The sequence below is a fragment of the Nonomuraea sp. NPDC050202 genome (assembly GCF_040656115.1).
GTDB lineage: Bacteria > Actinomycetota > Actinomycetes > Streptosporangiales > Streptosporangiaceae > Nonomuraea.
On the sequence record NZ_JBFALF010000003.1, the window covers coordinates 211,368 to 233,342 of the forward strand.

Sequence of the window (21,975 nt, forward strand, 5' to 3'; positions counted from 1 at the left end):
CACTCTACTGGCCGATGATCGCCAGTGCCTCGGCGAGCCTCCGCACGCCCTCCCGCAGCTCCGCCACGTGGGCGGCGGCCATGTGCGTCACCCTGATCCGCGGCCCCGGCGGCTCCGACGGGTAGTACAGCCGGCCGGGGCTGACCAGCACCCCGTTCCGCCTGGCGGTCTCCACCAGGGCGGCCTCGTCCACGCCGGCGGGCAGCCGTACCCACAGGTGCATCCCGCCCGCCGGCAGCAGGTGCGGCTCGGCGTCCGGCATGCGCTCGGCCAGGGCCGCCGCCAGCGCGTCGCGGCGGGTCGCGATCTCGGCGTGCACCGCCGCCAGATGCCGCCGCCAGGCCGGCGACCCCACGAACTCCAGCGCCGTCTCCTGCAGGGGCCGCGCCACGAAGAACGACTCCACGAGCTGGGCGGCCCGCAGCCGGTGCGCGGCCGGCCCCCTGGCGATGACGGCCGCCACCCGCATGCTCGGCGACAGGATCTTCGTCAGCGAGACGATGTGCACCACGGTGCCGTGCCGGTCCATCGAGGCCAGGGACGGGGGCGGCTGCGGGGTCAGGTACCGGGCGAAGTCGTCCTCCACCACGAACGCCCCCGCCGCCCTGGCCACCTCCAGCACCTGCTTCCTGCGCTCCGGCGGCAGGGTGGCGCCCGTGGGGTTGTGCAGGGTGGGCTGGCAGAAGAACACCCGCGCCCCGGTGACCGCGAACGCCTCGGCCAGCAGGTCGGGACGTACGCCTTCGCGGTCCATCGGCACGGCCGTGGCCCGCAGCCCGGCCGCCTTGGCCGCCGCCAGCGCGCCCGGGTACGTGGGCGTCTCGACCAGGATGGGCGTCCCCGGGGCCGCCAGCGCCCTGAACGCGTGCGTGAGCGCCGCCTGGCCGCCGCTCACGACCAGCGCGTCGGCCTCCGTCACGTCGCTGCCCGCCTGCGTCGCGAACCACCGCCGCAGCTCCCGCAGGCCCGTCAGCGGCGACATGGCCCAGGCGTCCGGCCTCCGCACGGCCCGCGCCGCGGCGGCGGCGAGCTGCTTGTCCGGGCGCAGGCCCGGCCGCAGGTATCCGCCGGTCAGCGGCACCACACCCTCGGGGGGCGATGCCAGCAGCGCCGACACGGGGCCCTCGTCCACCACCCGGTCGCCCAGGGCGACGGTCTGCCAGGACAGGTCGGGGGCGTCCTGGGCGTGGCTCGACCGTTGGGTCACGAAGGCTCCGCTGCCCGGCTTCGTGACGACCCGGCCCTCGGCCGCGAGCTGGCCGATGGCTCTGGAGACGGTGACGGGGCTGACGTTGTGGCGGCGCATCAGCTCGCGGCTGGAGGGGAGGCGGGCGCCTGGGCCCAGGCGGTCGGCCTCTTTGCGCAGTATCGCGGCGATCTGGGCGATACTGCTATCGTTGTCCATGAAAGGTAAGAATAGCGCTACTGAGGTCGGGGGAGTAGCGGTCCCGCCGGAGACCGGCTACCAGCCCGGACGGCAGCACCAGCCAGACGGCCACCATCGCCACGCGCCGATCAGCCCTCGCGGTGGCGCGCTAGGGGACGGCGACGTTCGCGGTGGCGAGCTTTCCCGCGGCGCGCTACGGAACAGCGCCCCTGTCGGTGGCGAGCTTCAGGACAGCGCCCTTCTCGGCGGTGCGCGTGGCGACAGCCACCTTCACGACAACGATCTCCGTGGCGGCGCGCCCCGGGATGGCAGTCGTCGGGTGGGCGAGCAGGTGCGCTCCCCCCGAGGACGCCTTCGGGTATGGCGCGACCGTGGCACGGGCGGCGGGGGAACAGGTCTGGCGTTCCTCGGCGTCCTGGCGTTCTCCGGCTCCATCCCCGCCACTGTGTACGCGATGCGAGGCTTCGACCCGTGGCTGGTGGCCGTGGGCCGCGCCACCATCGCGGGCGCCATCGCCCTGATCTGCCTGAAAGCCGCCAGACACCCCCTCCTCCCGCCCAGATCGGAGTGGCCCGCCTACGCCCTGATCGTCCTGGGCGTGGTCATCGGCTTCCCCGTCTTCAGCAGCCTCGCCCTCGCCCTGGGCGCCAGCGCCGCCCACTCAGCAGTGATCGTCGGCCTGCTCCCGGCCGCCACGGCCGTCTGCGCCGTCCTGCGAGCCTCGGAGCGCCCGCGCCCCCTCTTCTGGGCAGCCTGTACGGCCGGCGCCGCCGCCATCACCACCTTCACCCTCATCCAGCACCAGGGCAAACCCTCCTGGCCCGACCTGCTCCTCCTCGGCGCCCTCCTCTCGGCGGCGATCGGCTACACGGAGGGCGGCCGCCTCGCCAGGCACACCCCGGGCTGGCGGGTCATCTCCCACGCCCTCGTCCTCTCCCTCCCCCTGACGGTCCCCATCACGGCGTTCCTCGCCCTCACCACCCCGATCACCCTCACCGGCGAAGCCGCGGCGGGCTTCGCGTACGTGTCGGTGATCTCCATGTTCGTCGGCTTCATTCCGTGGTACGCGGGCCTCGCCAGGGGCGGGATCGCCAGAGCCGGCCAGACCCAGCTCACCCAGCCCCTCCTGACCCTCACCTGGGCCTGGGCGCTGATGGGCGAGCGGTTCGGGCCGTCGACAGTGGTGGCGGCGCTGGCCGTACTGGTGTGCGTGGCCGTCACCCAGCGTGCCCGTACTTGAAAGCCGTGACGCCGCCCCGCAGGATGGCAGAGGAGGTGTCACAACCATGGCGGACCTCACGATCCCAGAGGGCGGCTTCTGGCCTGCGCCGGAGATCCCGCTGCCCAATATCTATCCGATGGAATGGCGCGTGGAGACGGAGAAGCTCGCCGCCATCTACGAGAAGTCCAAGCGCGAGCTCTGGAACCCGGCCGACCTGCCCTGGGACGGCCTCGATCCGGACGATTTCACCAGGGAACAGCGCCTGGGCATCATGTACTGGTTCGCGGTGCTGGCGAACTTCGACGCCTCGGGGCCGGCGGTGTTCGCCCGCGCCACCATCCAGGCGTTCGAGAAGCACGAAGAGGACCCGGTCAGGAAGTGCTTCTTCTCGATCACCCGTGACGAGATGAACCACGAGGAATGTTGCCAGCGCACCATCGCCAAGCTCTGGCCGGGCGGCCCGCTCGACTGGACCCCGGCCGACGACCTCGAATCGGCCGCCCACAACAACATCGGCTGGCTCTACCACAACGGCGGCCGCTACTGGAACGGTTACAACGCGGCCGTCGGCAGATACTCGCTCCCGGTGCTGTTCACCAGCTTCATGATGGGCGAGATGGCCGCGTCGACCCTGTTCAGGGGCATGTCGTCGGGCACGGAGCATCCGGTCTTCAGCAAGATGTTCGAGCGCATCGGCCGCGACGAGGCGCGCCACCTGAAGATCTGCATGACGATCCTCGAGAACGAATGGCCGGGCCTCACGGACGAGACCCGTGCCCTCATCACCCGCCAGCTCAGGGCCGGCTTCGTCTTCCTCAGCATGATTCTCTGGGAGCCGCCCGAGGGCTTCTGGGAGCTTCCGCCGTACTTCCTGAACAACCACCGCGTCCTCATGGACCACGCCAGGCAGGCCGGCCTCGGCGTGCTCTCCTACGAGGAACAGGCGGAGAACTGGCGCGTGGCGATGGCCCACATCCGCGCCATCGTGGAGCGCTGGGGGATCGCGTTCCCGGCCATTCCCGAGCTGGATCTGGAGGGTGTGCCCGTCGACTTCATCGACCCCGAGGAAATCATTCCGGTCTTCTAACATGGCACCATGTGGCCACGCATCGACGGACTCAGGGTTCTGGAACTCGGCACCCCCGGCAGGGTCCGTACCTTGCTCACCGACCTGGCGCTGTCGGGCGCGAAAAGAGCCACGGCCGGTATATTGCCGCTCGATTACGAGCCCGAGGGCGAGGAAGTGGAGCACGTCGGCGAACACCTCGTCCTCGTGGACGACGCCGGTGCCCGGGTGGCGGAAATAGAAATAACCCGGGTGGAGCTGACGCCGTTCGCGCAAGTCGGCTGGGAGTTCGCCGAGGCGGAGGGGGAGGGATACAAATCAACGGCTGAGTGGCGGGAAACGCATCGGCGTTATTGGGCGGAGCTGGGGTACGAGGTCGAGGACAGCACGACGGTGGTCTGCCTCTGGTTCCGCCTCGTGCCACCCACCCCGACAACTCCGTGACCACGGCGGCACGCCACCAGCACCGCAACACCGCCGGCGCCATCACCCATCCGGCGCATCGAGCACACCCAGCGTCGCCGCCGCCACCTCTCCCGCACCGCAGCTCACCGGCCGGCCCGCGAACGGAACCCGTCCAGGAACGAGTTCACCTCGCCACGGCCGCCACCGTCGCCGCCCCGAACCGTCGCCCCGCCCGCTCCCGCTCGCGGAACTCTGCCCGCCCCCCTCACAAAGGGCCCTTGGCCTCCGCGCGCTCCCACGACCGGGACCTGTGCCCCCATGCGCTCCCACGACCGGGGCCTGTGCCTCCGCGCGCTCCCACGACCGAGACCTTGGCCTCCACGCCCTCCCATGAGCAGGGCCTTGGCCCCCACCCGCCCGCTCCCACGACCGGGGCCTGTGCCTCCGCGCGCTCCCATGAGCAGGGCCTTGGCCCCCCGCTCTCACGAACAGAACCTTGCCCCGGCATTTGAGTCCTTGCCGCGAGCCGCCTCAAACAGGCCATTGCTCCTCGGGTGAGACATAACTCCCTCGATGCGGGATGCTGTACACCCACCCCTCCTCGCGCAGCAGCGCGATGGCGCGCCGCACGGTCTCGCGGGCAGCGCCGTACTCACGCACCAGCTCGACCTCACTCGGGATCTGCTGCCGTGAAACGAACTCATGCCGCCTTATCCGCTCCCGGATTTCCCCGGCGATGTGCCGGTAGAACGGCGCCTGCCGCCCCAAGGGCCCTGGCTGCCCGGGAGCGTTGACAAACGTTCCCTCTCCCTGCCGCGTATGGACCAGCCCTTGGTTTCGCAGCACCCGGATCGCCCGGCGCGCAGTCGTACGCGCGACCTTGAACTCCCGCTGGATCTCCGCCTCGCTGATCACGGGATCTCCCGGCGAGAGCTCTGCGGCGATACGTGATCTGAGGACCTCACTGATCTGGAGATAAAGGTAGGTGTCGCCCTCGCGATTCAGCACGCCCCAAGGATATCCAACGGCGTGGTCAAAGGAAGGGAAATCAAGGGCCGGGATTTATGGGCCATTTTTCGCGGTCGGTTACGTATGTGCCCCGATATGGCACCGTGAACACCCATCCCAACTCCCTGAGATGAGCAACAGCCTGCCGCGCGGTTACCTTTGCAACGCCATATTGCCGCATCATCGCTTTCTCGCCGGGGATAGGCTTGTTCGGCGGGATCTCGCCGCGCTGGATACGTTCGATGACCTCTGCGGCGATCTTCTGATAAATGGGCACCTTTCTGGGCGACCGAGGCGTTCCAAGCGACCCCACGTATGAGCCCTCACCCTGAATCGTGTACACCAGCCCCTGCGCCCGCAGGTCCCGCGCGACCCGTCGGGCAGTGGTCCGGGCGATCTCGTACGTCTTCTCGAAGGTCGCCTCGCTGGGCAGGGGATCGCCGGCCTTGAGCTCACCGCGTGCGATCTGATCGCGGACCAGATCGGCGACCTGCTTGTAGAGGGGCACAGGGCCCTCGCGATGTAGCACGCCGGGATTCTAGAGGAACCCCGCACCCGCCTGCACGCATAACGAGTGTCTAGACACGGCCTATAGACCAGCAGACACGCACACAGCTCCACTCGAGCCACATCATGGCATCCACGCTGCACACGCCACGCCTGCCGCGCAAACCGCGCGACACCCGACCCCAGTGCCCTGCACCACGTTGTGCCCCGCGCCAGCCACGTGGTGGCCTCAACGCTCCCCACGCCGCACATTTCGCCCACACTGCCCACATCGCCCACGCCACGCAGGCGACAAGCCGTGCAGGCCGCGCGCCACGCTCCCTGCACTCCACGCCTTGCAGGCTCTGGCCGCCATGTTGCCCACGCCGCGCTCCACGCCTCCCAGCTCTGGCCGCCATGTTGCCCACGCCGCGCCGGGGCTGTCCCCGCCGCGCACGCCGCGCTCCACGCCTCCCAGCTCTGGCCTCCACGAAGCCCGCGCCCCGCCCGTCCCAAGCCCAGGCTCGACCGAGGAGCACGAGTTGCGACCTCTCACGAGCTGCGACCTCTAAGGAGGGGCCGTCATGAAAGTCGGAGTCCCCGATGCCGCATTCCCCTGCCAACCCTGGTCCCAGGCGTCAGAATCGATCCTGCGGCCATCGTTTGGCTTCTTCTTCGATCTCGACCAGGCCCTCGAAGGGAAGCGCGATGGCCGTCACCATGTGTCCGTGCACGCGACTTCCGTGAATGACGCGGGCGCCTGCAGTGCCGCTACCACAGGCGCCCGATCCGGTCACACCCTCGCAGGCAAGCCCCACCGGGTCTGTGCCGATGCGGCCACCGCGCACTCCCCTTCAAGCAACGATTCCAGGTGAAGGAGAATGGCGGCGGCCGCAGGCCTAAGTCTGCTGCCTGCAGAGGGTCCGGCGCAGCAGATCCAGCAGGATGACGAAAAAACATGCGCCGTCATTGGTCGACGCGGCACAAATACCACGAAGTGTGCGTAACTGCAGACGTGCAGACTTCCTGGTATTGCAAACAAGGCATTTGCCCCGACGGCCAGAGTCATCAAGGGGTAAGTGAAGCTACCCGAAACCGCCGAACGTCATCGACATGCCCGGGACATGCGCATGCTGCGAAGAGAAACTCAGCCACGAGAAATGGTGACGGCCATCGCGGTCCTCCGAAGACGCAGTTCTGGAGGACACCGAGCGCGATGGCCGCACGTAACATTGTGACGCCCGCACTCCACTCAGTGAAGTGCTTCATAACCGGTGGCTCCGACTTTCGCCGAAGACTCCCTAGCGAAGGAGGGAACGCGCTGTCGCCGGACGGGTGTCGCCTCCCGCCCGGCGACAAGGTGCGTCGAACGTCCTGTTCGCGCTATGCCACCGCTTATGCGAACCGGACACCGCTGGCGACGGCACGATCAGGGTAAGTACGATCAACGCACCCTGCGTTCGCGCAGAACTCCGAGCGACGCGCCTGCCCAAGCCTCGATACAAGGCATGGGCTGCACCCGGAACCTGCGCGAGACCATGGACGTGGCCCCTTGCTTCCACGAGGCATGGGGCCACGTCACGACGAGTTGTGGCCGGCTGACGTCCGTAACGGCCTACCCGCGGGCATTAGGTTCTCATGGCCGTCTCTTGGAAAACTGCTGTTCGGCGCTATAAGCGGGATGATGCCCTTTGTAGGTCGCTGCGTTCATGATCCGCCATGGAATGGATTTACAGGGGAATCCGCCTCCAGGACTCGTTCGCGATGATGAGGTGATCGAGCAGCCGCAACTCGACCGTCTGCGCGGCCTCGAGGAGCTTGGCCGTCGCCTCCAGGTCCTCCTGGCTGGGGTCGAGGGACCCGCCAGGGTGATTGTGGGCAAGGCCGAACATCGCCCCGCCGGCGGTGAGCACTTCAGTGATCACCTCCCGGATGGGCATCACGGTGTGATCGCTTCCGCCCTCGGTCAGCACCGCACGCTTCAGGATCCGCCCGCGGGTGTCGCACACCACCATGACCAGCCGCTCGTGCTTCCGGTCGCGCAGCAGCGGAGCGCACGCATGGGCCAGATCCGACGTGCTGGTGATGCGTTCCCGCTCGGGCCAGGCCTCCGCACGGCGTACGAGATGGAAGGCCGCGGCAACTCGAGCGGCCTTGGCGGGACCGATGCCGCGCATGGTGAGTAACCGGTGCGGGTCGGAACGGCCGAGACCATCGAGGTCTCCACAGGTCTCGATCACCTGTGTGGCCAGGTCGAGGGCGCTCGCCCCACGAAATCCCGAGCCGAGCAGCACGGCCAGCAGTTCCCGGTCCGCCAGCGCGGCGGCACCGTTGGACATGAGCCGTTCGCGCGGCCGGTCACGTTCGGACAGGTCTTTGACTCGCATCGGCAACCTCCGCAACCGTTGTATCAACGCGCACCGACAATCTTCGACTTGCAGATTCGCGGTGCACTCGCTCGTCTCTTTGCGGTCGTATATGACTAATTTCCGGAAGTGCCATAAAGGACGTTATGTGCTCCCTTTGTGTTGAGTCGGGAGAGGGCAGCAGAAAGAGAGGGAGAGATATCTGATGTAGTCGGTGAATTGTCATGTTCCGGCAATCTTCCGCGATGATGTCTGGCCGGTCGGCAAGCCGGTGGGTCGGCGGAGCGCGAAACCATGGCGGCCGCGTGAGCCAGTGCGGCAGGGGGCCGATCGAGGCATGCCAAGTCTGGCGGAGGCGCGGATCAGCGCGGCGGCCTGGTGACCTGACGAACACAGGTGGTCAGTTCAAACGAGGCGCCTCAGGTGCGGGCGATGCGCGCCGTGAGCTGTGGCGGGCTGCGGCGGGCTGAGCGAGGGCCGGCGTCGCGGGCCAGTAGGTCTCTCCCAGCAGGTACGTGAGCTCCTGGCGCAGCCAGTTGAGCGAGCATACGCGCGCCAGGCGCGGTTTCGAGGAGTGCTGGGGTTCGTAGTTCGCACTTCCGACAATCACGCACACATAATCGATGGCATGTTGGCCGATCCCATCGGTCGCTGTCATCGTCTCGGCGACGCCGGCCGGGCATAGCGGGATCTCTCCCGCAGAAGCGTCGCGGTAAGGCATCGTCGCGATCGTGCGGAACGGCGCCGCGAGGGGCGCGGTGTGTGCACCAGAGGAGGTGGCTCCGGGGGGGTGTGCTCGTCGTCGTGCGCGATGGGGGCCTGACCAGGCGTGCCCACTCGTGCATGAAGAGGAGGGCGGCCCCGTCACGTGCCCGTCCCCCGGCGCGACAGGGGCGGTTTCGTGAAGGTGCACGTCGCTGGACGCATCGGAAAATCCCGTGAGGATGTGTGCCGTTGAACGGCGACCCGGGTGGTCTCGGAGTCCTACGCGCCGGGTGTGACGAGGTGGCCGCGCACACATCACCAAGCCTGAGCGGCCAGTTTCCACACCCCGAACGGTACGAATTCGTCGGGCTGGGAAGCTCCGGGCAAGTTGATGCTCACCCGGAGCTTTCCGCCCTAGACGGGCATGCTGTACATGATCCGGAAGCGGTCGCCGGGGATCACGATGTCGCTGGTCTCCACCGGTCGATCGCCCGCCCAATGAGTACGTTCCACATGCAGAACGTGCACACCCGCCGCCAGATCCAACGCATCGCTCTCCACCGGCCGGGGGATGCGAGTGTGAACGCTCTCCACGATCTCCGTGATCTTTATGCCGTGCGCGTACATGCGCGCCACCAGGCTCCGCCGCTCCTCCTCCGTGTGAGGAGTGAACTCCCGCAGCTCATAGGACGTGGCGAGTTGGAGCGGCCTGCCGTCCCCGCGGAAGACGTAATGCGTCTTGGTCAGCGTGGCCGACTCGGGCAGCCGCAGCCGTTTGCCGATGTCGGGGCCTGCTTCGGTGGGCTCGCTGTGCCAGTCCCATGTCACTCGCCTGCCTTGGGATTGCAGGTCGGCGGCGAACGGGGCAGGGTGATCGAGAAAACGCCATCGGTGCAGCGGTGTTAGGTCGGGGCGTTCCCTGACGTAATGGCCCGAGCCCACGCGGCCGATGATGAGGCCTTCGCCCGCGAGCACGCGTAGCGCGTGGCGGGCGGCGGTCTCGCCGACCTGATACTTGCGGGTCAGTTGCGCGCGTGAGGGGATAGGCGCGCCGGGGGGAAGGGTGCCGTCGGTGATCTGACGCCGGATGTCTTCGACGACACGCAGGTAGACCGGATCTGAGGTGGCCACTAGTCCATCCCTGGGGGTTCGTGTGAGGCGTTGCCCCATGTTGCCGTATTCGGCAGGTAACCGACCGTCATCGATGACCGCTGGAGCCCCAACTTTGCGATGGCGGAAAATTATCGGAGAAACCTTGTAACGCCGATGTAAGGGGTGGCGATTCTCCGGTAGAGGTCGTCGATGTGTGTACCCCCGAGCACATATCGGCGACCTCTTCCACGGCCGCCCACCTGGACCGCCGCCTGTGACGGCTCCGAAGGCCCAGGTCGGAGGCCCGGTTCGCTTCGGAATCCGAAGCATCCTCAACTGCGAACCACACCGCCACCAGCCGCTTCGCCCCGGCCCCCCGCCGCACTCTCCCGTCAGTCACCCCCGCTCTGGCCCTGCTGGCTTCCGCATCGTCGCCGCTTCCCGGCGGCGCCACGCGCTGCGGCCAGTCGCCTCGTCCTGGCCCTGTCGCGCTCTCCCGTCAGTCACCCCCCGCTGTGGTCCTGAGGGCTTCCGCGTCGTTGCCTCGTCCTGGTGGTGCCACGCGCTCCGGCTTTGCCCTGGCGCCGCCGGTTTTCCGTACCGTCGCCTCGCTCCTTGCGGCGCCATGCCTCCGCATCAGTCGCGTAGCCCTGGCCTCGCCACTGTGGGCGGCCGCTGCGGTCGCGTGACAACGCTCGTGATCACTATCCGATCATCGGATCGCAGCACTTTCCTGGGCGCGCTGTTCCCGGTCGGAAACCGCCTGTGATCAACACCAAGCTCCCGTCTCTTGATGCCTCTGCCCTATGCGACGCCCCTGGCCAACACCGGCACTGCGAGGCGCGCAAGTGGTCACCCGATATCGCAGCCGAGTGGCCGTACCTCGTCCAGCCACCCCTCCCTAAGTTGTGACATCGACCCCGTTCCTCCCGCCCGCCAGACCAGATCCTTGCCATTCCGTACAAGTCCAGGCCTGTCTCGTGTCGGGCCGGGATGCACCACCAAGAGGACAACATGATCGACATCGGCAAGCTCCTCCCCGCTGACCGGAACGCATGGGAGGGCTTGTTCCGCGCGTACATCGACTTCTACGAGCGCGTCGAGCCGGACGAAATGTACGACCGGGCGTGGCAGGAATTCCAGGCGGATACCCGCTTGCACGCTCTGGGGGCGAGGCTGGACGGCCGGCTGGTCGGCATCACCCACTTCCTGACCCACGGGAGCACTTCCGCGCCCGACACCGATGTCTGCTACCTGCAAGATCTGTTCGCCGCTCCGGACGTCCGGGGCAAGGGTGTCGGGCGCGCGTTGATCGCGGCTGTCGCCGACTGGGCCGGGGGCGCGGCTGCTCGCGCGTGTACTGGAACACCCATGAGTCGAACAGCACGGCACGGCAGCTCTACGACAAGGTCGCGGAGAACCGTGGCTTCATCCGTTACCAGATCGAACTGCGCTAACCGGGATCGCCAGGTGGCGCTCGATGGCTCCGGAGGCGGCCGAGCCGATCTCGGCTGCGTGCGAGTCGAACCCGTGGTGTTTATGTGACCTCGGCGATAAGGAATTCGGGCGTTTGGGCCATGCGAGGCATCCCTGAAGCCGGAACGGAACGCCCCATCGTGCCGACGACACCCGCATCGGCTTGATCCATCCAGCTCACGCGAGTCGATTCGTGTGGTCCGGCCGGGCATCCGGAGACTGGTGGAGGCGGGCAAAAAGCGGCTCCAGGCAGGCGAAGCGGGGTGGCGACGTCCAACGGATTTCCGAATCCAGGTAGCGTTCGCACTATGGCATCGCCAACTGGAACCACCGACGCACCCTTCGGCCGTATGCTGACCGCGATGGTCACGCCGTTCACATCCGACGGCGAGGTCGATTATGTGGCTGTGCGGCGTCTTGCCACCTATCTGGTGGACGAGCAGCGCAATGACGGACTGATCGTCAACGGGACGACCGGCGAGTCGCCCACCACCTCGGACGAGGAGAAGCAGCGCATCGTCAGCGCCGTCCTCGATGCGGTCGGCGACCGCGCGACCGTGGTGGCCGGGGCCGGCACCAACGACACCCGCCACAGCGTCGAGCTCGCGAAGCAGGCGGCACGTGCCGGTGCCCATGGCCTGCTGGTGGTGACGCCTTACTACAACAAGCCTCCGCAAGAGGGGCTGTACCAGCACTTCACCGCGGTGGCCGATGCAACCGACCTTCCGGTGATGCTGTACGACATTCCCGGACGTAGCGGCGTACCGATCAAGACCGAGACCCTGCTCCGGCTGGCGCAGCACGAGCGCATCGTGGCCGTGAAGGATGCCAAGGGCGATCTGTTCGCAGCCAGCCAGGTGATGGCCGCGACCGATCTCGCCTTCTACTCCGGCGACGACCTGCTCAACCTGGCCTGGCTCTCTCTCGGCGCGGCCGGGTTCGTCAGCGTCGTCGGACATGTCGTAGGTGCCGAGCTGGCACGCATGATCCACCTGCACAAGAACGGAGACGTCGCCCAGGCCCTGGCCGTACACAGCCAGGTGGCCCCCGTGGTGGACGGGATCATGCTGCGTGCGGGCGGCGCGATCATGGCGAAGGCCGCGTTGAGCATGGTGGGGCTGCCGGTCGGTCCAGTACGGCTGCCACTGGTGGACGCCACAGAGAAGCAAATCGCCGAGCTGCGTGCTTGCCTGGTAGCCGGCGGGGTGAAGTTGACAGACGCATAGGAACGGGGAGGAACCGGGAGTTTTGAGAACAAGATCTGACCGTGGGGGCCAGGCATGAGCCATCCGCATCCTGAGCTTGGCCCCCCGCCGGTGCTGCCTGAAGGCGGCCTGCGCATCGTCGCGCTGGGCGGGTTGGGGGAAATCGGCAGGAACATGGCCGTCTTCGAATATGACGGTCGCCTGCTGGTCGTCGACTGCGGGGTACTGTTCCCCGAGCCCGACCAGCCGGGTGTCGACCTCATCCTGCCCGACTTCGAATACATCAGGGACCGGCTCGACGACATCGAAGCCGTGGTGCTGACGCACGCCCACGAAGACCATATCGGGGCGGTGCCGTACCTTCTGCGCGAGCGGCGCGATATTCCGCTCATCGGCTCCAAGCTCACGCTTGCCTTGATCGAGGCCAAGCTGACCGAGCACAGGATCCAACCGACCAAGCACGAGGTCGTCGAGGGAGAAAGGCACGTATTCGGGCCTTTCGACTGCGAGTTCCTCGCGGTCAACCACTCCATCCCCGACGCCTTGGCTGTCGCCATCCGGACGCCGGCGGGCATAGTCCTGCACACCGGTGACTTCCGGATGGACCAGTTGCCGAGCGACGGCCGCCTCACCGACCTCGGCGGCTTCGCCAGGCTCGGCACCGAGGGCGTCGACCTGCTGATGTCCGACTCCACCAACGCCGAGGTGCCGGGATTCGTCACCAGCGAGCGGGAGATCGGGCCGGTCATCGACGAGGTGATCCGCACCTCCGAACAGCGCGTCATCGTGGCGAGCTTCGCCTCGCACGTCCACCGCATCCAGCAGGTCATGGACGCCGCAGCCAAGCACGGTCGCAAGGTGGCCCTGGTCGGCCGCTCCATGGTGCGGAACATGGGGGTGGCCCGAGACCTGGGTTACCTGAAGGTGCCGCCGGAGTTGATCGTCGACTCGCGCGACATCGAGGAGTGGCCGCCTCAGGACGTGGTGCTGGTCTGCACCGGCTCCCAGGGCGAGCCGATGGCGGCGCTGTCGAGGATGGCCAACCGCGATCATCCGATCCGCATCGCCGAGGGCGACACCGTCCTGCTGGCATCGTCGCTGGTGCCGGGCAACGAGACCGCGGTCAACAAGGTCATCAACGGCCTGACCAGGTGGGGCGCCCGCGTCGTGCACAAGGGCAACGCCAAGGTGCACGTCTCTGGACACGCGGCCGCGGGCGAGCTCCTGTACGTCCTCAACCTGACGCGCCCCTCGAACTTCATGCCCGTGCACGGAGAATGGCGCCACCTTCGCGCCCACGCCAAGCTGGCCGCGCTCACCGGCGTGCCAGAAGACCACATCGTGATCGCCGAGGACGGCGTCGTGGTGGACCTGGTCGACGGCCGCGCGCGGATTGTCGGTGCGGTCCACGCCGGGTACGTCTACGTCGACGGCTCGTCGGTGGGTGAGATCACCGACACCTCCCTGAAGGACCGCAGGATTCTCGGGGACGAGGGATTCATCTCCGTCGTCATCGTGGTCGACTCGAACACGGGCAAGCTCACGGCCGGCCCGGAGATCCACGCCCGCGGATCCGGCATCGATCCTCTCCAGTTCGAGGAGTTCATCCCGCAGATCGAGCGGGCCTTGCAGGAGAAGGCCGCGGACGGTGTGGTGGACATGCAGGAGATCCGCAGGGTCGTACGTCGGACGGTGGGGCGCTGGGTGAGCGACACCTATCGCCGCCGACCGATGATCATCCCTGTGGTGCTCGAGGTCTGAGCCTTCGGGTGGTACGGCAGGTGGCTTGGCCTGCTGTACCACCCGGAGTGCCCTGTGGCGCTCGTGGCCCGCGACGGTGCACACAGGGGTGCTCGCGCGTGTGCGGGCGAGGCTGTTCTTGCGATCGCCGATTACGGTGATCTTGTACCAGCACGTGACAGTGATCATGCCTGTGCGTGCGATGGTGATCGTGCGGATGTTCGTCACGGGTGTTGTCACCTCCCCGTGCCGCTGTGCACCAGCCGTCCCCCGCCAGTGGGACTGACGATTCGGCTGGGCATTCCCGTGATCGGCGGATGCCTCCGCTCCGCTCCCCATAGGGTGCGACGACGCCGCCCTGGCCGGTTGCGTGTTGTCCCGTTCCGCTGCCCACCGCCGGGGGACGAACTGCTGGCCTGCTGGAGTCGGACGGCGGTGCCTCGGTAGGCGGCAGCGTGGCGCTGATGGAGTGGTGGCGGTGCGATCTTCAGGTGCTGCATGTCAGACGTTCCTTCGGCGTAGCAGCCACATGGCGATGCATACGGGGACGGCCGCGTACGCGATCATGACTGCGCCGGCGGCTGGGGGTGACAGGAGCGAGCCGTACACCGAGGTGGTGATGGTGTCGCCGGTCATCTCCCGGGGCAGGGCGCCGATCATCAGCGAGCCGAAGCGTTCGCTCCATGGCTCGGGGAGATTGCCGATGATCATGGGGAGCACGTAGGCGAGGCCGACGATGACGGCCGTGGCGCCCGCCACCGATCTCAGGATCGCGCCGACACCCACGCCGAGCAGCGCGAACACCGGCACAGTGAGGCTGAGCGCGATCAGAAGCGGCACCCGGTCACCGAAGGCGGCGGTGTAGGCGCCGGAGAAGCGGTCGCCGAGCACAGCGCGAGCCGCGAAATAGGTGCCGAAGACCGATATGGCGCCGACGAGCAGACCCAGGCCACCGATGATCACGGCCTTGGCGGCGAGGACGGGCCAGCGACGCGGAACGAGGGCCAGGCTCGTTCTGATCAAGCCCGTTGTGTACTCGGACGTGATGGTCAAGGCACCCAGGATGCCCATGCAGAGCTGGGGGATGATCGTGAAGACCTCCTCCAAGTCCGCGATCCTGGCGCGTGCCTGTTGTTCGGGAGGAGCGGCGTCGTACATGCCGGCCGCCGCTGCGGCGAGGGCAAGGCCCAGGAAGACGGTGCTGATACTGAGCCCGAGGACCAGGTAGGTCGAACGGACCGAGCGGATCTTCAACCACTCGGAGGTGAGGACGGTCATGCCTGCGTCCTTCCGGGCAAGAGATACGGCCAGGTACATGTGTGGTGGGGCAAGAGGTTTCGTCGCACGTACGGCGCCGAGGGGGCAGAGAGGTTCAAACGCTCGGTCAGTGGGGGTGGATGGATGCGTACGGCGGGGGGAGAGGGGAAGTTCCCCGCCCGCGTCCGGCCCGGATGAGGAGAGGTTGGGCGGGATGCGCACGGCCGGGTGAGGAGGAGTTGTGCGGATGCGCCCGGCCTGGGTGAGGCGCCGTGCCTGAGTGGGGCGGTGTGATGTCCGAATCCGGCGCGCCACTTCAGGTGCATCGTCGTGCCCGTAGGGATGGGACGGCTGGGAGCGCGTATGGTCATGCGTCTCTTCGCCTGAGCTCGTAGTACCCGACCGCGAGGGCGACGAGTGGATAGGCGAGCAGCACGGCCAGTGCTGCCCAGGGCGGTAGGAAGCCGTCGCCCAGACGGGACGAGAGCCGTTCGCCTGCCATCTGCGGGACGAGATTCGGCAAGAGGAGGGTGGCGACGCGGGTGTTCCACGGGGCCGGCAGATAGGTGACCACACCAGGGAGCACGAACAGCAGGGCGACCACCGACATGATGGCGCCGGCTGTGGACCGGATGGCCGCGCCCAGCCCGACGCCCACCAGCGCCAGGGCGGTCACCGACAGGCCCGAGGCGAGCAGCATCGGCAGGTCGTCGGTGAACGAAACCTGATTGAAGCCCAGGTGGCGGCCGTTCGCGATCAGGCGGCTCGTGGCGTACGTGAGCAGGAGGATCGCGTTGGCGGCCACGAACGTGGCCATGCCGATGATCCCTGCCTTGGCCAGGAGTAAGGTACTGCGCTTCGGAACGGCGACCAGGGTGGTACGGACCATGCCTGTGGCGTACTCGGAAGTGATCGTCAGCACGCCGAGCACTGCCAGGCTCATCTGGACGAGCGGCAGGAAGCCCTGTTCGGGGGCGGCTGCGCGTAGCGTGCCGCGCTCGTCGGCGAGAGCGGCCACATAGAGCGTCCACGCGATGCCGAGGACCACCGTCAGGGCCGCCGCGCCGATTGCGTGGTACGTCGAATTCACCGAGCGGAGCTTCAGCCATTCGGAAGAGAGGACCGTCTTCATCGGGCCGCTCCGTATTGCACGCTGTCGGCGGTCAAGGCCATGTACGCGTCTTCAAGGGATGGATAGCGGGCGGTCAGCTCGGCGACGGTGGCCTCAGCTATGAGCCGGCCACGGCCGACGATGACGATGCGCTCCGCGGTGAGGGCCATCTCGCTCATGAGATGGCTGGAGAGCAGGACCGTCCGGCCCTCGGCGGCCAGCGAGCGCATGAGGTCGCGGATCCAGCGCACACCATCGGGGTCGAGGCCGTTGACCGGCTCGTCGAACATCAAGATGCCGGGATCCCCGAGCAGCGCGGCCGCAATGCCGAGCCGCTGTTTCATGCCCAGAGAGAACCCGCCCACTCGTTTGCGTGCCACGCCCGCCAGGCCGACCTGCTCGAGCACCTCGGCGACGCGGGTGGGGCCGATGCCGTTGGTGCGGGCCAGGCAGAGCAGATGATTGTAGGCACTGCGGCCGCCGTGGACGGCGCTCGCGTCCAGGAGCGCGCCGACCTCGCGCATCGGCTCGCGCAGTGAGGTGTATCGCCGGCCGTTGACCAGTGCCTGGCCGGACGTCGGCGCGTCGAGGCCGAGGATCAGGCGCATCGTGGTGGATTTGCCGGCTCCGTTGGGGCCGAGGAAACCGGTCACATGGCCAGGCTCGACCCTGAAGGAGAGGCCGTCCACGGCGATGGTGGTGCCGTAGCGCTTGGTGAGGTGGTGGAGTTCGATCACGCCGTAAAGGATGCGGGGTGGTGGGGCGGCGGCGCGTCGGACCACGGTTCGAACTTCAAGGTCAGACCCTGGGTTGACGTGCTCAGCCCGCCGCAGCGGCTACGGTTCAACGCGTGAACGACACGCACCCCTTCTTCGCCAGACGCATGAGCCGCCACGAGTTGGTCATGCTCGATGTGGCTGCGGGCGTGTGTGCGGCATTCGTCTTCTTCACGGTGACGGTCCATGCCGAGCCGCTGCCGCCGTGGATGCGGCTCGCCCTTCCTGCCGGTCTGGGGCTGCCGCTGGCGCTGCGCCGGCTCTGGCCGGTGCCCGTCTTCGGATTCACGCTTCTGCTCGCCGTCTACACCGCGCTGGTGGGCGCCGTGGGGCTCGTGTACCTCGCGCCCGCGTACGCCCTGTACATCGTCGCGCTGTCCGACAGACGAGGCCCGGCGATCCCGACATCGGCCATCGGCTTGGTGAGCTTGGTGACCGTCGTGGGCATGATCGTGGCGGGTACACCTCGTGACCGGGCCCCCGACTGGCTCTTGCACCTCGATCAGCCGCTCATGGGTATCGCGGCGCTGGGAGGAGCCTGGACGATCGGGCGGGCCGTACAGGAACGCAGATCCTATGCCGTACGTGACGCCGAGCGGCTGGCGGCGCAGGCGGTGGCCGAGGAGCGGTTGAGGATCGCTCGGGAGCTGCATGACGTGGTCACGCACAGCGTGGGGCTGATCGCGGTCAAGGCCGGGGTCGCCAATCATGTCATGGCGACCAAACCCGAAGAGGCGCACGACGCCTTGCGCGTGATCGAGACTGCCAGCCGCAGCGCACTGGTCGAGATGCGGCACCTGCTCGGTGTGCTCAGGTCGACGACTGTGCCTGACCGTGTGCCTACACCGGGCCTGGCGGGGCTCCAAGGCCTGGTGGGGCAGGCTCGGATGGCTGGGGTGGAGGTGGAGCTCGATCTTCGCGTGGGGAGCGGTGATGAGAGAGGACCCGGGGCGGCGCCGCAGAAGAGGGAGGCGGGGAGAAGAACGGAGATTCTCCGAGAAGAGGCAGTGCTGAGGTGGGCGGAAGCCTTGCCGACTGAAGGGGCAGTGCTAGGACAAGCTGAGGTGGTGCGAGAAGGGGTGCCCCCCGTACGTGCGGATGCGACGCGGGGAGGTGGGGCGCAGGGAGGGGCGGAAGCCTTGCGGCAGGGAGGGGGAGAGTTGCCGGGGGACGTGGCGTTGGGAGGAGGAGCCGCGCGGCCAGAAGAGGAAGACGCCTGGGGGCGGCTTCCTGAGGGTGTGGGGTTGGCGGCCTACCGCATCGTGCAGGAGGCGCTCACCAACGTGGTCAAGCATGCTGCGCCTGCTCGATGTCGTGTGTCCGTCGTCGACGACGGCGAGGAGGTACGGATCGAGGTGGTCGACGACGGGCCGGGGCGGCGTACGTCGCCGGGTGATGGTGCTGGGCACGGTCTGATCGGCATGCGGGAGCGGGTCGTGATGTACGGCGGTGCGTTCGAGGCCGGGAGCCTGCCTGGGCGGGGTTTTCGAGTGTTCGCCAAGTTGCCTTACGAGGAGGTGCCGTGATCCGAGTGGTCATCGCCGATGATCAGGCGTTGCTCAGGGGGAGCTTCAAGGTGCTGGTCGACTCCGAGCCCGATTTGGAGGTGGTGGGGGAGGCGGGGACCGGGGCCGAGGCTGTTGAGGTCGTGTTGGAGCGGCGGCCGGATGTGGTGCTCATGGATGTGCGAATGCCCGGCATGGATGGGATAGAGGCCACCCGCCATATCAAGGATATTGCTCGGGTTCTCGTGGTGACGATGTTCGATCTCGATGCCTATGTTTATGATGCGCTCCGGGCCGGAGCAAGTGGATTCTTGTTGAAAGATACTCCGCCTGCCGATCTGCTCGCTGCCATACGAGTGGTCGCTGAAGGAGAGGCGCTGTTGGCGCCCACTGTGACGCGTAGACTGATCGAAGAGTTCACGCGGACCCCCGTTCTGCCTCAGGTGAAGGGGCTGGAGGGCGTCACGGAGCGGGAACGGGAAGTGTTGCTGTTGATTGCGCGCGGACTGTCGAATCGCGAGATCGCTGCGCATCTGCAGGTCAGCATGGCTACGGTGAAGACGCACATCACGCGACTGCTGGCCAAATTGGAGGCCCGGGATCGGGCTCAACTTGTTATTGTGGCGTATGAGAGTGGGTTGGTTTCGGCTGCCGCGTGATGGCGCTCAATAGTTTAATTTGCTGCCGGCTAGCTTTGCGCTAGAGTGTATTCTGAGTTCAGAACGTCTTTGATAGCCAGTCCAAGTGTGCGCCGCCGAACGGGCCTTTTCCTTGACCTACTGCGTCGAGTAGCCATTGTGCGGTCTCTTCCGCTTGTGTGACTAATTCGGGTGGATAACGCAGCAAGATCTGATGTTCTGCGAATTCGTCTACATCGTCCAGGATGAGTCGTCCATCTCTCATGCGGATCACGTCTAGGTCGAGGTCGAGCATGGTGACCTCATCGTCTTTCCATTCCGGAATGGTAGTGACGTCGACGTAGATTTCGCTCTTGTGGGGTGGAGTGTTGAAGGATGCTGTCCACCAGGCATCCCGGGGGAACAGCATGATCGCGGTCGTTTCCCACGTGACAGGCGGGCCTTCGCCCTTCCGGGCGACCGTCCCTCCGGGAACTTCGACCCAGACGCCGTGCTCGTCCTCACCAAGTAGCCGAGCGGGATGGTTCCAGTGCAATGCGCCGCCGTATTTTCTGAAGACGATTCGCACATCAGTCATATGAATAAACCTATCCATGCTGGATGGTTGTCACACGCCGGGCTGGCGATGAGGGCTGGCCAGCTCGCTGGCGCGGGCTCGTGCGGTGGCTTGCGACCCTTCGGGGTGTGACGGGGCACGAGGTCTGAGGTGTCGATGCCTGTGGCCGGGTGATGAGCACGTGTGGCGTTGTGAGTACCTGGTCGGTGCGGTGGTGCGGTGGTGCGGTGGTGCGGTGGTGCGGTGGTGCGGTGGTGCGGTGGTGCGGTGGTGCGGTGGTGCGGTGGGGTTGGGCTGATGAGTGGGGTGGTGGCCTCGTTGGACCGGTTGGGTGGGCGTGTTGGGGGAGCGAGGGCTCGCCGGTTGGTGGAAGGTGCGTTGAGAGGCTCAGAGGGCCTCACCGGTTGGCTGGATTGGTTTGCGGAGAGCGCTTAGGTATCCATCGGACCGGTGAGGCGGAGATTGTGAGCGTGGAGCACGGCTCGTTGGGTTCAAGGCCCATGGCACGGCCCCCGGCTCGTTGGGTTGGACCCGGGAGCAGGGCTTGCTCAGTTGGGGCGTTGGGGTCTGCGGCAGGAGGGTTGGGGTTCGCGGCGGAGGCGTTGGGCTCGATGATGGCTAGCCGTGGAGGCGGAGGGCCTTGGTGAGGGCGGCCAGGCGTTGGGGGGAGGCCAGGCCTGGGTGGTACAGGTGGAATTCCGATGCGCCGGCCTTGGAATAGGTCCTGAGCTGGTCCGCCAGGACGTCCGGGTCGGCGGGACGGGGCGGGAGGGCCAGGACGTAGGCGCCGACTCGCTGGTCAGGGGTCGACAGGTCCTTGAGGCGGGCCAGGCGGGTGGCGTCCGTGGCCGGGTCGCCCCAGCAGTTGGCCACCAGGACGTCTGCGCCCGGCTCGCCCGATGGGAGTGGGGCGAAGGCGCCCGTGGCCCAGGGGTCCGGGTTGGCGTGCAGAGTGATGGGGGTGTTGGCGGCGGTGCTTCTGGCGACGGAGATGAGGCGCTGGCGGAGGTCCGTCGATTGGGCGACGCGGATGGTGCGTACCTCGTCGGCGAGTGACCCGAGGGCCTCTTCGATGGTGCTGGGGGCGTGGGAAGTGCCCGTGGCGGTGGGCGTCGCGGCGGTGCGGTCTATGGCGGCGCGGACAGCGGCCCTTGTCGGTTCTGGGTAGCGGGGAGTGCAGTTCGTGCAGAAACAGAGGGAGAGGAGGTCGATGTCTGCGGGGGTCCAGTCCGCGCCGGACGTCTTCTCGTGGACAGTCTGGTGGCCGAAGCCCATGGGGCCGCAGGCCTCCAGGATCAGGCCGTCGGGCTCGCCTACCTCAAGGATCTCCTGGACCAGGCGTTCGCAGTACTCGATGACGTCCTCGTGGGCCGGGCACAGGGCGTAGGGGTACGGGTCGCCGAAGGCGTTGCGTACGACGAGGTCGGGGTTGGCCGAGCCCAGGTGTGAGTTGTGCGTGAGGACGGTCCAGGCGTGCACCTGGAGGCCGACGGCCTTCAGGGCGTCCCTGGCCTGGAGATAGGCATCGGCAGGGGTCCACGTGGGGGAGGCGGGAACCAGGCGGGACCAGGACGACGGGCGGATCGGGAGGTAGAAGGCCGGATATGGGACGTCGAGGACGCGATGAGCGGGATGGTACGGCGTGGCTGCCCTCGTTGAGTGATACATGGCTGCCAGGGCGACCGTCTGGACGCCGAGGTCTGCCAAGCGGCCGGGGGCTGATGGGTCTCCGACCACGTCCCAGGGGTAGAGGTAGGCGACGTTCATCAACGGGGTCTCCTTGCCGATGGTCATCAGTAGGTCATCTCGCCGGCATTTACCAGCGAGCTGTCGTGTTGAGGTGTTACCGCAAGTCTCCTGGTCGGTGTTCGTCGGGAGCGCCCAGGGGCGGGCTGATCAGAGGGCTTGCGGGCGAGACTGGTTCGTTTGTGGGGGTGTGGGGTGGGTTGCTGTTCTGATGTTGGGCGGTGATGG

At 67.3% G+C, this 21,975-nt stretch carries 19 protein-coding genes; 8 read left to right on the forward strand and 11 right to left on the reverse strand.

The features are described from left to right. Window positions 1-4: 4 nt before the first annotated feature. Window positions 5-1,405: a PLP-dependent aminotransferase family protein gene (locus AB0I79_RS11055; RefSeq protein ID WP_357870235.1), complete on the reverse strand. Its 1,401-nt coding sequence runs from the start codon at window positions 1,403-1,405 to the stop codon at window positions 5-7. 379 nt (window positions 1,406-1,784) lie between these two features. Here AB0I79_RS11055 and AB0I79_RS11060 point away from each other — a divergent pair, with 379 nt between their 5' ends. The 3 genes from AB0I79_RS11060 to AB0I79_RS11070 are packed head-to-tail and all read left to right on the forward strand — an operon-like array spanning window position 1,785 to window position 4,119. Continuing rightward, window positions 1,785-2,627 (forward strand): DMT family transporter, encoded by an 843-nt coding sequence (locus AB0I79_RS11060; RefSeq protein ID WP_357871624.1) that lies wholly within the window; start codon window positions 1,785-1,787, stop codon window positions 2,625-2,627. A 46-nt stretch (window positions 2,628-2,673) separates the two neighbouring features. Continuing rightward, entirely contained in the window at window positions 2,674-3,696 is a 1,023-nt protein-coding gene (locus tag AB0I79_RS11065) for a hypothetical protein (RefSeq protein ID WP_357870237.1), read from the forward strand. A 9-nt stretch (window positions 3,697-3,705) separates the two neighbouring features. Further along, window positions 3,706-4,119, forward strand: a complete 414-nt coding sequence (locus tag AB0I79_RS11070; protein ID WP_357870240.1) for an ASCH domain-containing protein — start codon at window positions 3,706-3,708, stop codon at window positions 4,117-4,119. Window positions 4,120-4,611: 492 nt separating this feature from the next. Here AB0I79_RS11070 and AB0I79_RS11075 read toward each other — a convergent pair whose 3' ends face one another. The 5 genes from AB0I79_RS11075 to AB0I79_RS11095 form a co-directional block, all read right to left on the reverse strand. Beyond that, window positions 4,612-5,088, reverse strand: a complete 477-nt coding sequence (locus AB0I79_RS11075; protein WP_357870242.1) for a GntR family transcriptional regulator — start codon at window positions 5,086-5,088, stop codon at window positions 4,612-4,614. A gap of 40 nt (window positions 5,089-5,128) precedes the next feature. Further along, window positions 5,129-5,617, reverse strand: coding sequence for a winged helix-turn-helix domain-containing protein (locus AB0I79_RS11080; RefSeq protein WP_357870245.1), 489 nt, complete (start codon window positions 5,615-5,617; stop codon window positions 5,129-5,131). Window positions 5,618-7,304: 1,687 nt separating this feature from the next. Next, entirely contained in the window at window positions 7,305-7,961 is a 657-nt protein-coding gene (gene radC / locus AB0I79_RS11085) for a DNA repair protein RadC (RefSeq protein WP_357870247.1), read from the reverse strand. Between the two features lie 379 nt (window positions 7,962-8,340). Beyond that, complete coding sequence (locus tag AB0I79_RS11090) at window positions 8,341-8,661, reverse strand: hypothetical protein (RefSeq protein ID WP_357870250.1); 321 nt, start codon at window positions 8,659-8,661, stop codon at window positions 8,341-8,343. 398 nt (window positions 8,662-9,059) lie between these two features. Continuing rightward, a complete protein-coding gene (locus AB0I79_RS11095) occupies window positions 9,060-9,776 on the reverse strand; it encodes a GntR family transcriptional regulator (protein ID WP_357870252.1) in 717 nt (238 codons plus the stop codon). A 975-nt stretch (window positions 9,777-10,751) separates the two neighbouring features. Between AB0I79_RS11095 and AB0I79_RS11100 the strand changes: the two genes are divergently transcribed. The 3 genes from AB0I79_RS11100 (at window position 10,752) to AB0I79_RS11110 (ending at window position 14,179) form a co-directional block, all read left to right on the forward strand. Further along, on the forward strand, window positions 10,752-11,282 hold the full coding sequence (locus tag AB0I79_RS11100) for a GNAT family N-acetyltransferase (RefSeq protein ID WP_357870255.1): 531 nt from the start codon (window positions 10,752-10,754) through the stop codon (window positions 11,280-11,282). A gap of 239 nt (window positions 11,283-11,521) precedes the next feature. Further along, complete coding sequence (gene dapA / locus AB0I79_RS11105) at window positions 11,522-12,439, forward strand: 4-hydroxy-tetrahydrodipicolinate synthase (protein ID WP_357870258.1); 918 nt, start codon at window positions 11,522-11,524, stop codon at window positions 12,437-12,439. 54 nt (window positions 12,440-12,493) lie between these two features. After that, the gene (locus AB0I79_RS11110; protein ID WP_357870261.1) at window positions 12,494-14,179 is read left to right on the forward strand and encodes a ribonuclease J; all 1,686 of its coding nucleotides are present in this window, start codon (window positions 12,494-12,496) and stop codon (window positions 14,177-14,179) included. 480 nt (window positions 14,180-14,659) lie between these two features. Here AB0I79_RS11110 and AB0I79_RS11115 read toward each other — a convergent pair whose 3' ends face one another. The 3 genes from AB0I79_RS11115 to AB0I79_RS11125 form a co-directional block, all read right to left on the reverse strand. Next, on the reverse strand, window positions 14,660-15,436 hold the full coding sequence (locus AB0I79_RS11115; RefSeq protein ID WP_357870263.1) for an ABC transporter permease subunit: 777 nt from the start codon (window positions 15,434-15,436) through the stop codon (window positions 14,660-14,662). Window positions 15,437-15,782: 346 nt separating this feature from the next. Next, window positions 15,783-16,547 (reverse strand): ABC transporter permease subunit, encoded by a 765-nt coding sequence (locus tag AB0I79_RS11120; protein ID WP_357870266.1) that lies wholly within the window; start codon window positions 16,545-16,547, stop codon window positions 15,783-15,785. Continuing rightward, window positions 16,544-17,263 (reverse strand): ATP-binding cassette domain-containing protein, encoded by a 720-nt coding sequence (locus tag AB0I79_RS11125; RefSeq protein ID WP_357870268.1) that lies wholly within the window; start codon window positions 17,261-17,263, stop codon window positions 16,544-16,546. Before AB0I79_RS11125 ends, AB0I79_RS11120 begins: the two co-directional genes overlap by 4 nt. A gap of 113 nt (window positions 17,264-17,376) precedes the next feature. Here AB0I79_RS11125 and AB0I79_RS11130 point away from each other — a divergent pair, with 113 nt between their 5' ends. Together AB0I79_RS11130 and AB0I79_RS11135 are read left to right on the forward strand one after the other, a co-directional pair. Then, window positions 17,377-18,828 carry a histidine kinase gene (locus AB0I79_RS11130; RefSeq protein WP_357870271.1) on the forward strand — a complete coding sequence of 484 codons (1,452 nt, stop codon included), beginning with the start codon at window positions 17,377-17,379 and terminating at the stop codon, window positions 18,826-18,828. Then, window positions 18,825-19,466, forward strand: coding sequence for a response regulator transcription factor (locus AB0I79_RS11135; RefSeq protein ID WP_357870273.1), 642 nt, complete (start codon window positions 18,825-18,827; stop codon window positions 19,464-19,466). The genes AB0I79_RS11130 and AB0I79_RS11135 overlap by 4 nt, the downstream gene beginning before the upstream one ends. Window positions 19,467-19,524: 58 nt before the next feature. Here AB0I79_RS11135 and AB0I79_RS11140 read toward each other — a convergent pair whose 3' ends face one another. Together AB0I79_RS11140 and AB0I79_RS11145 are read right to left on the reverse strand one after the other, a co-directional pair. Then, the gene (locus AB0I79_RS11140; RefSeq protein ID WP_357870276.1) at window positions 19,525-20,022 is read right to left on the reverse strand and encodes a DUF402 domain-containing protein; all 498 of its coding nucleotides are present in this window, start codon (window positions 20,020-20,022) and stop codon (window positions 19,525-19,527) included. Between the two features lie 597 nt (window positions 20,023-20,619). Further along, window positions 20,620-21,795, reverse strand: coding sequence for a hypothetical protein (locus tag AB0I79_RS11145; protein ID WP_357870278.1), 1,176 nt, complete (start codon window positions 21,793-21,795; stop codon window positions 20,620-20,622). Between the last annotated feature and the right edge of the window lie 180 nt (window positions 21,796-21,975).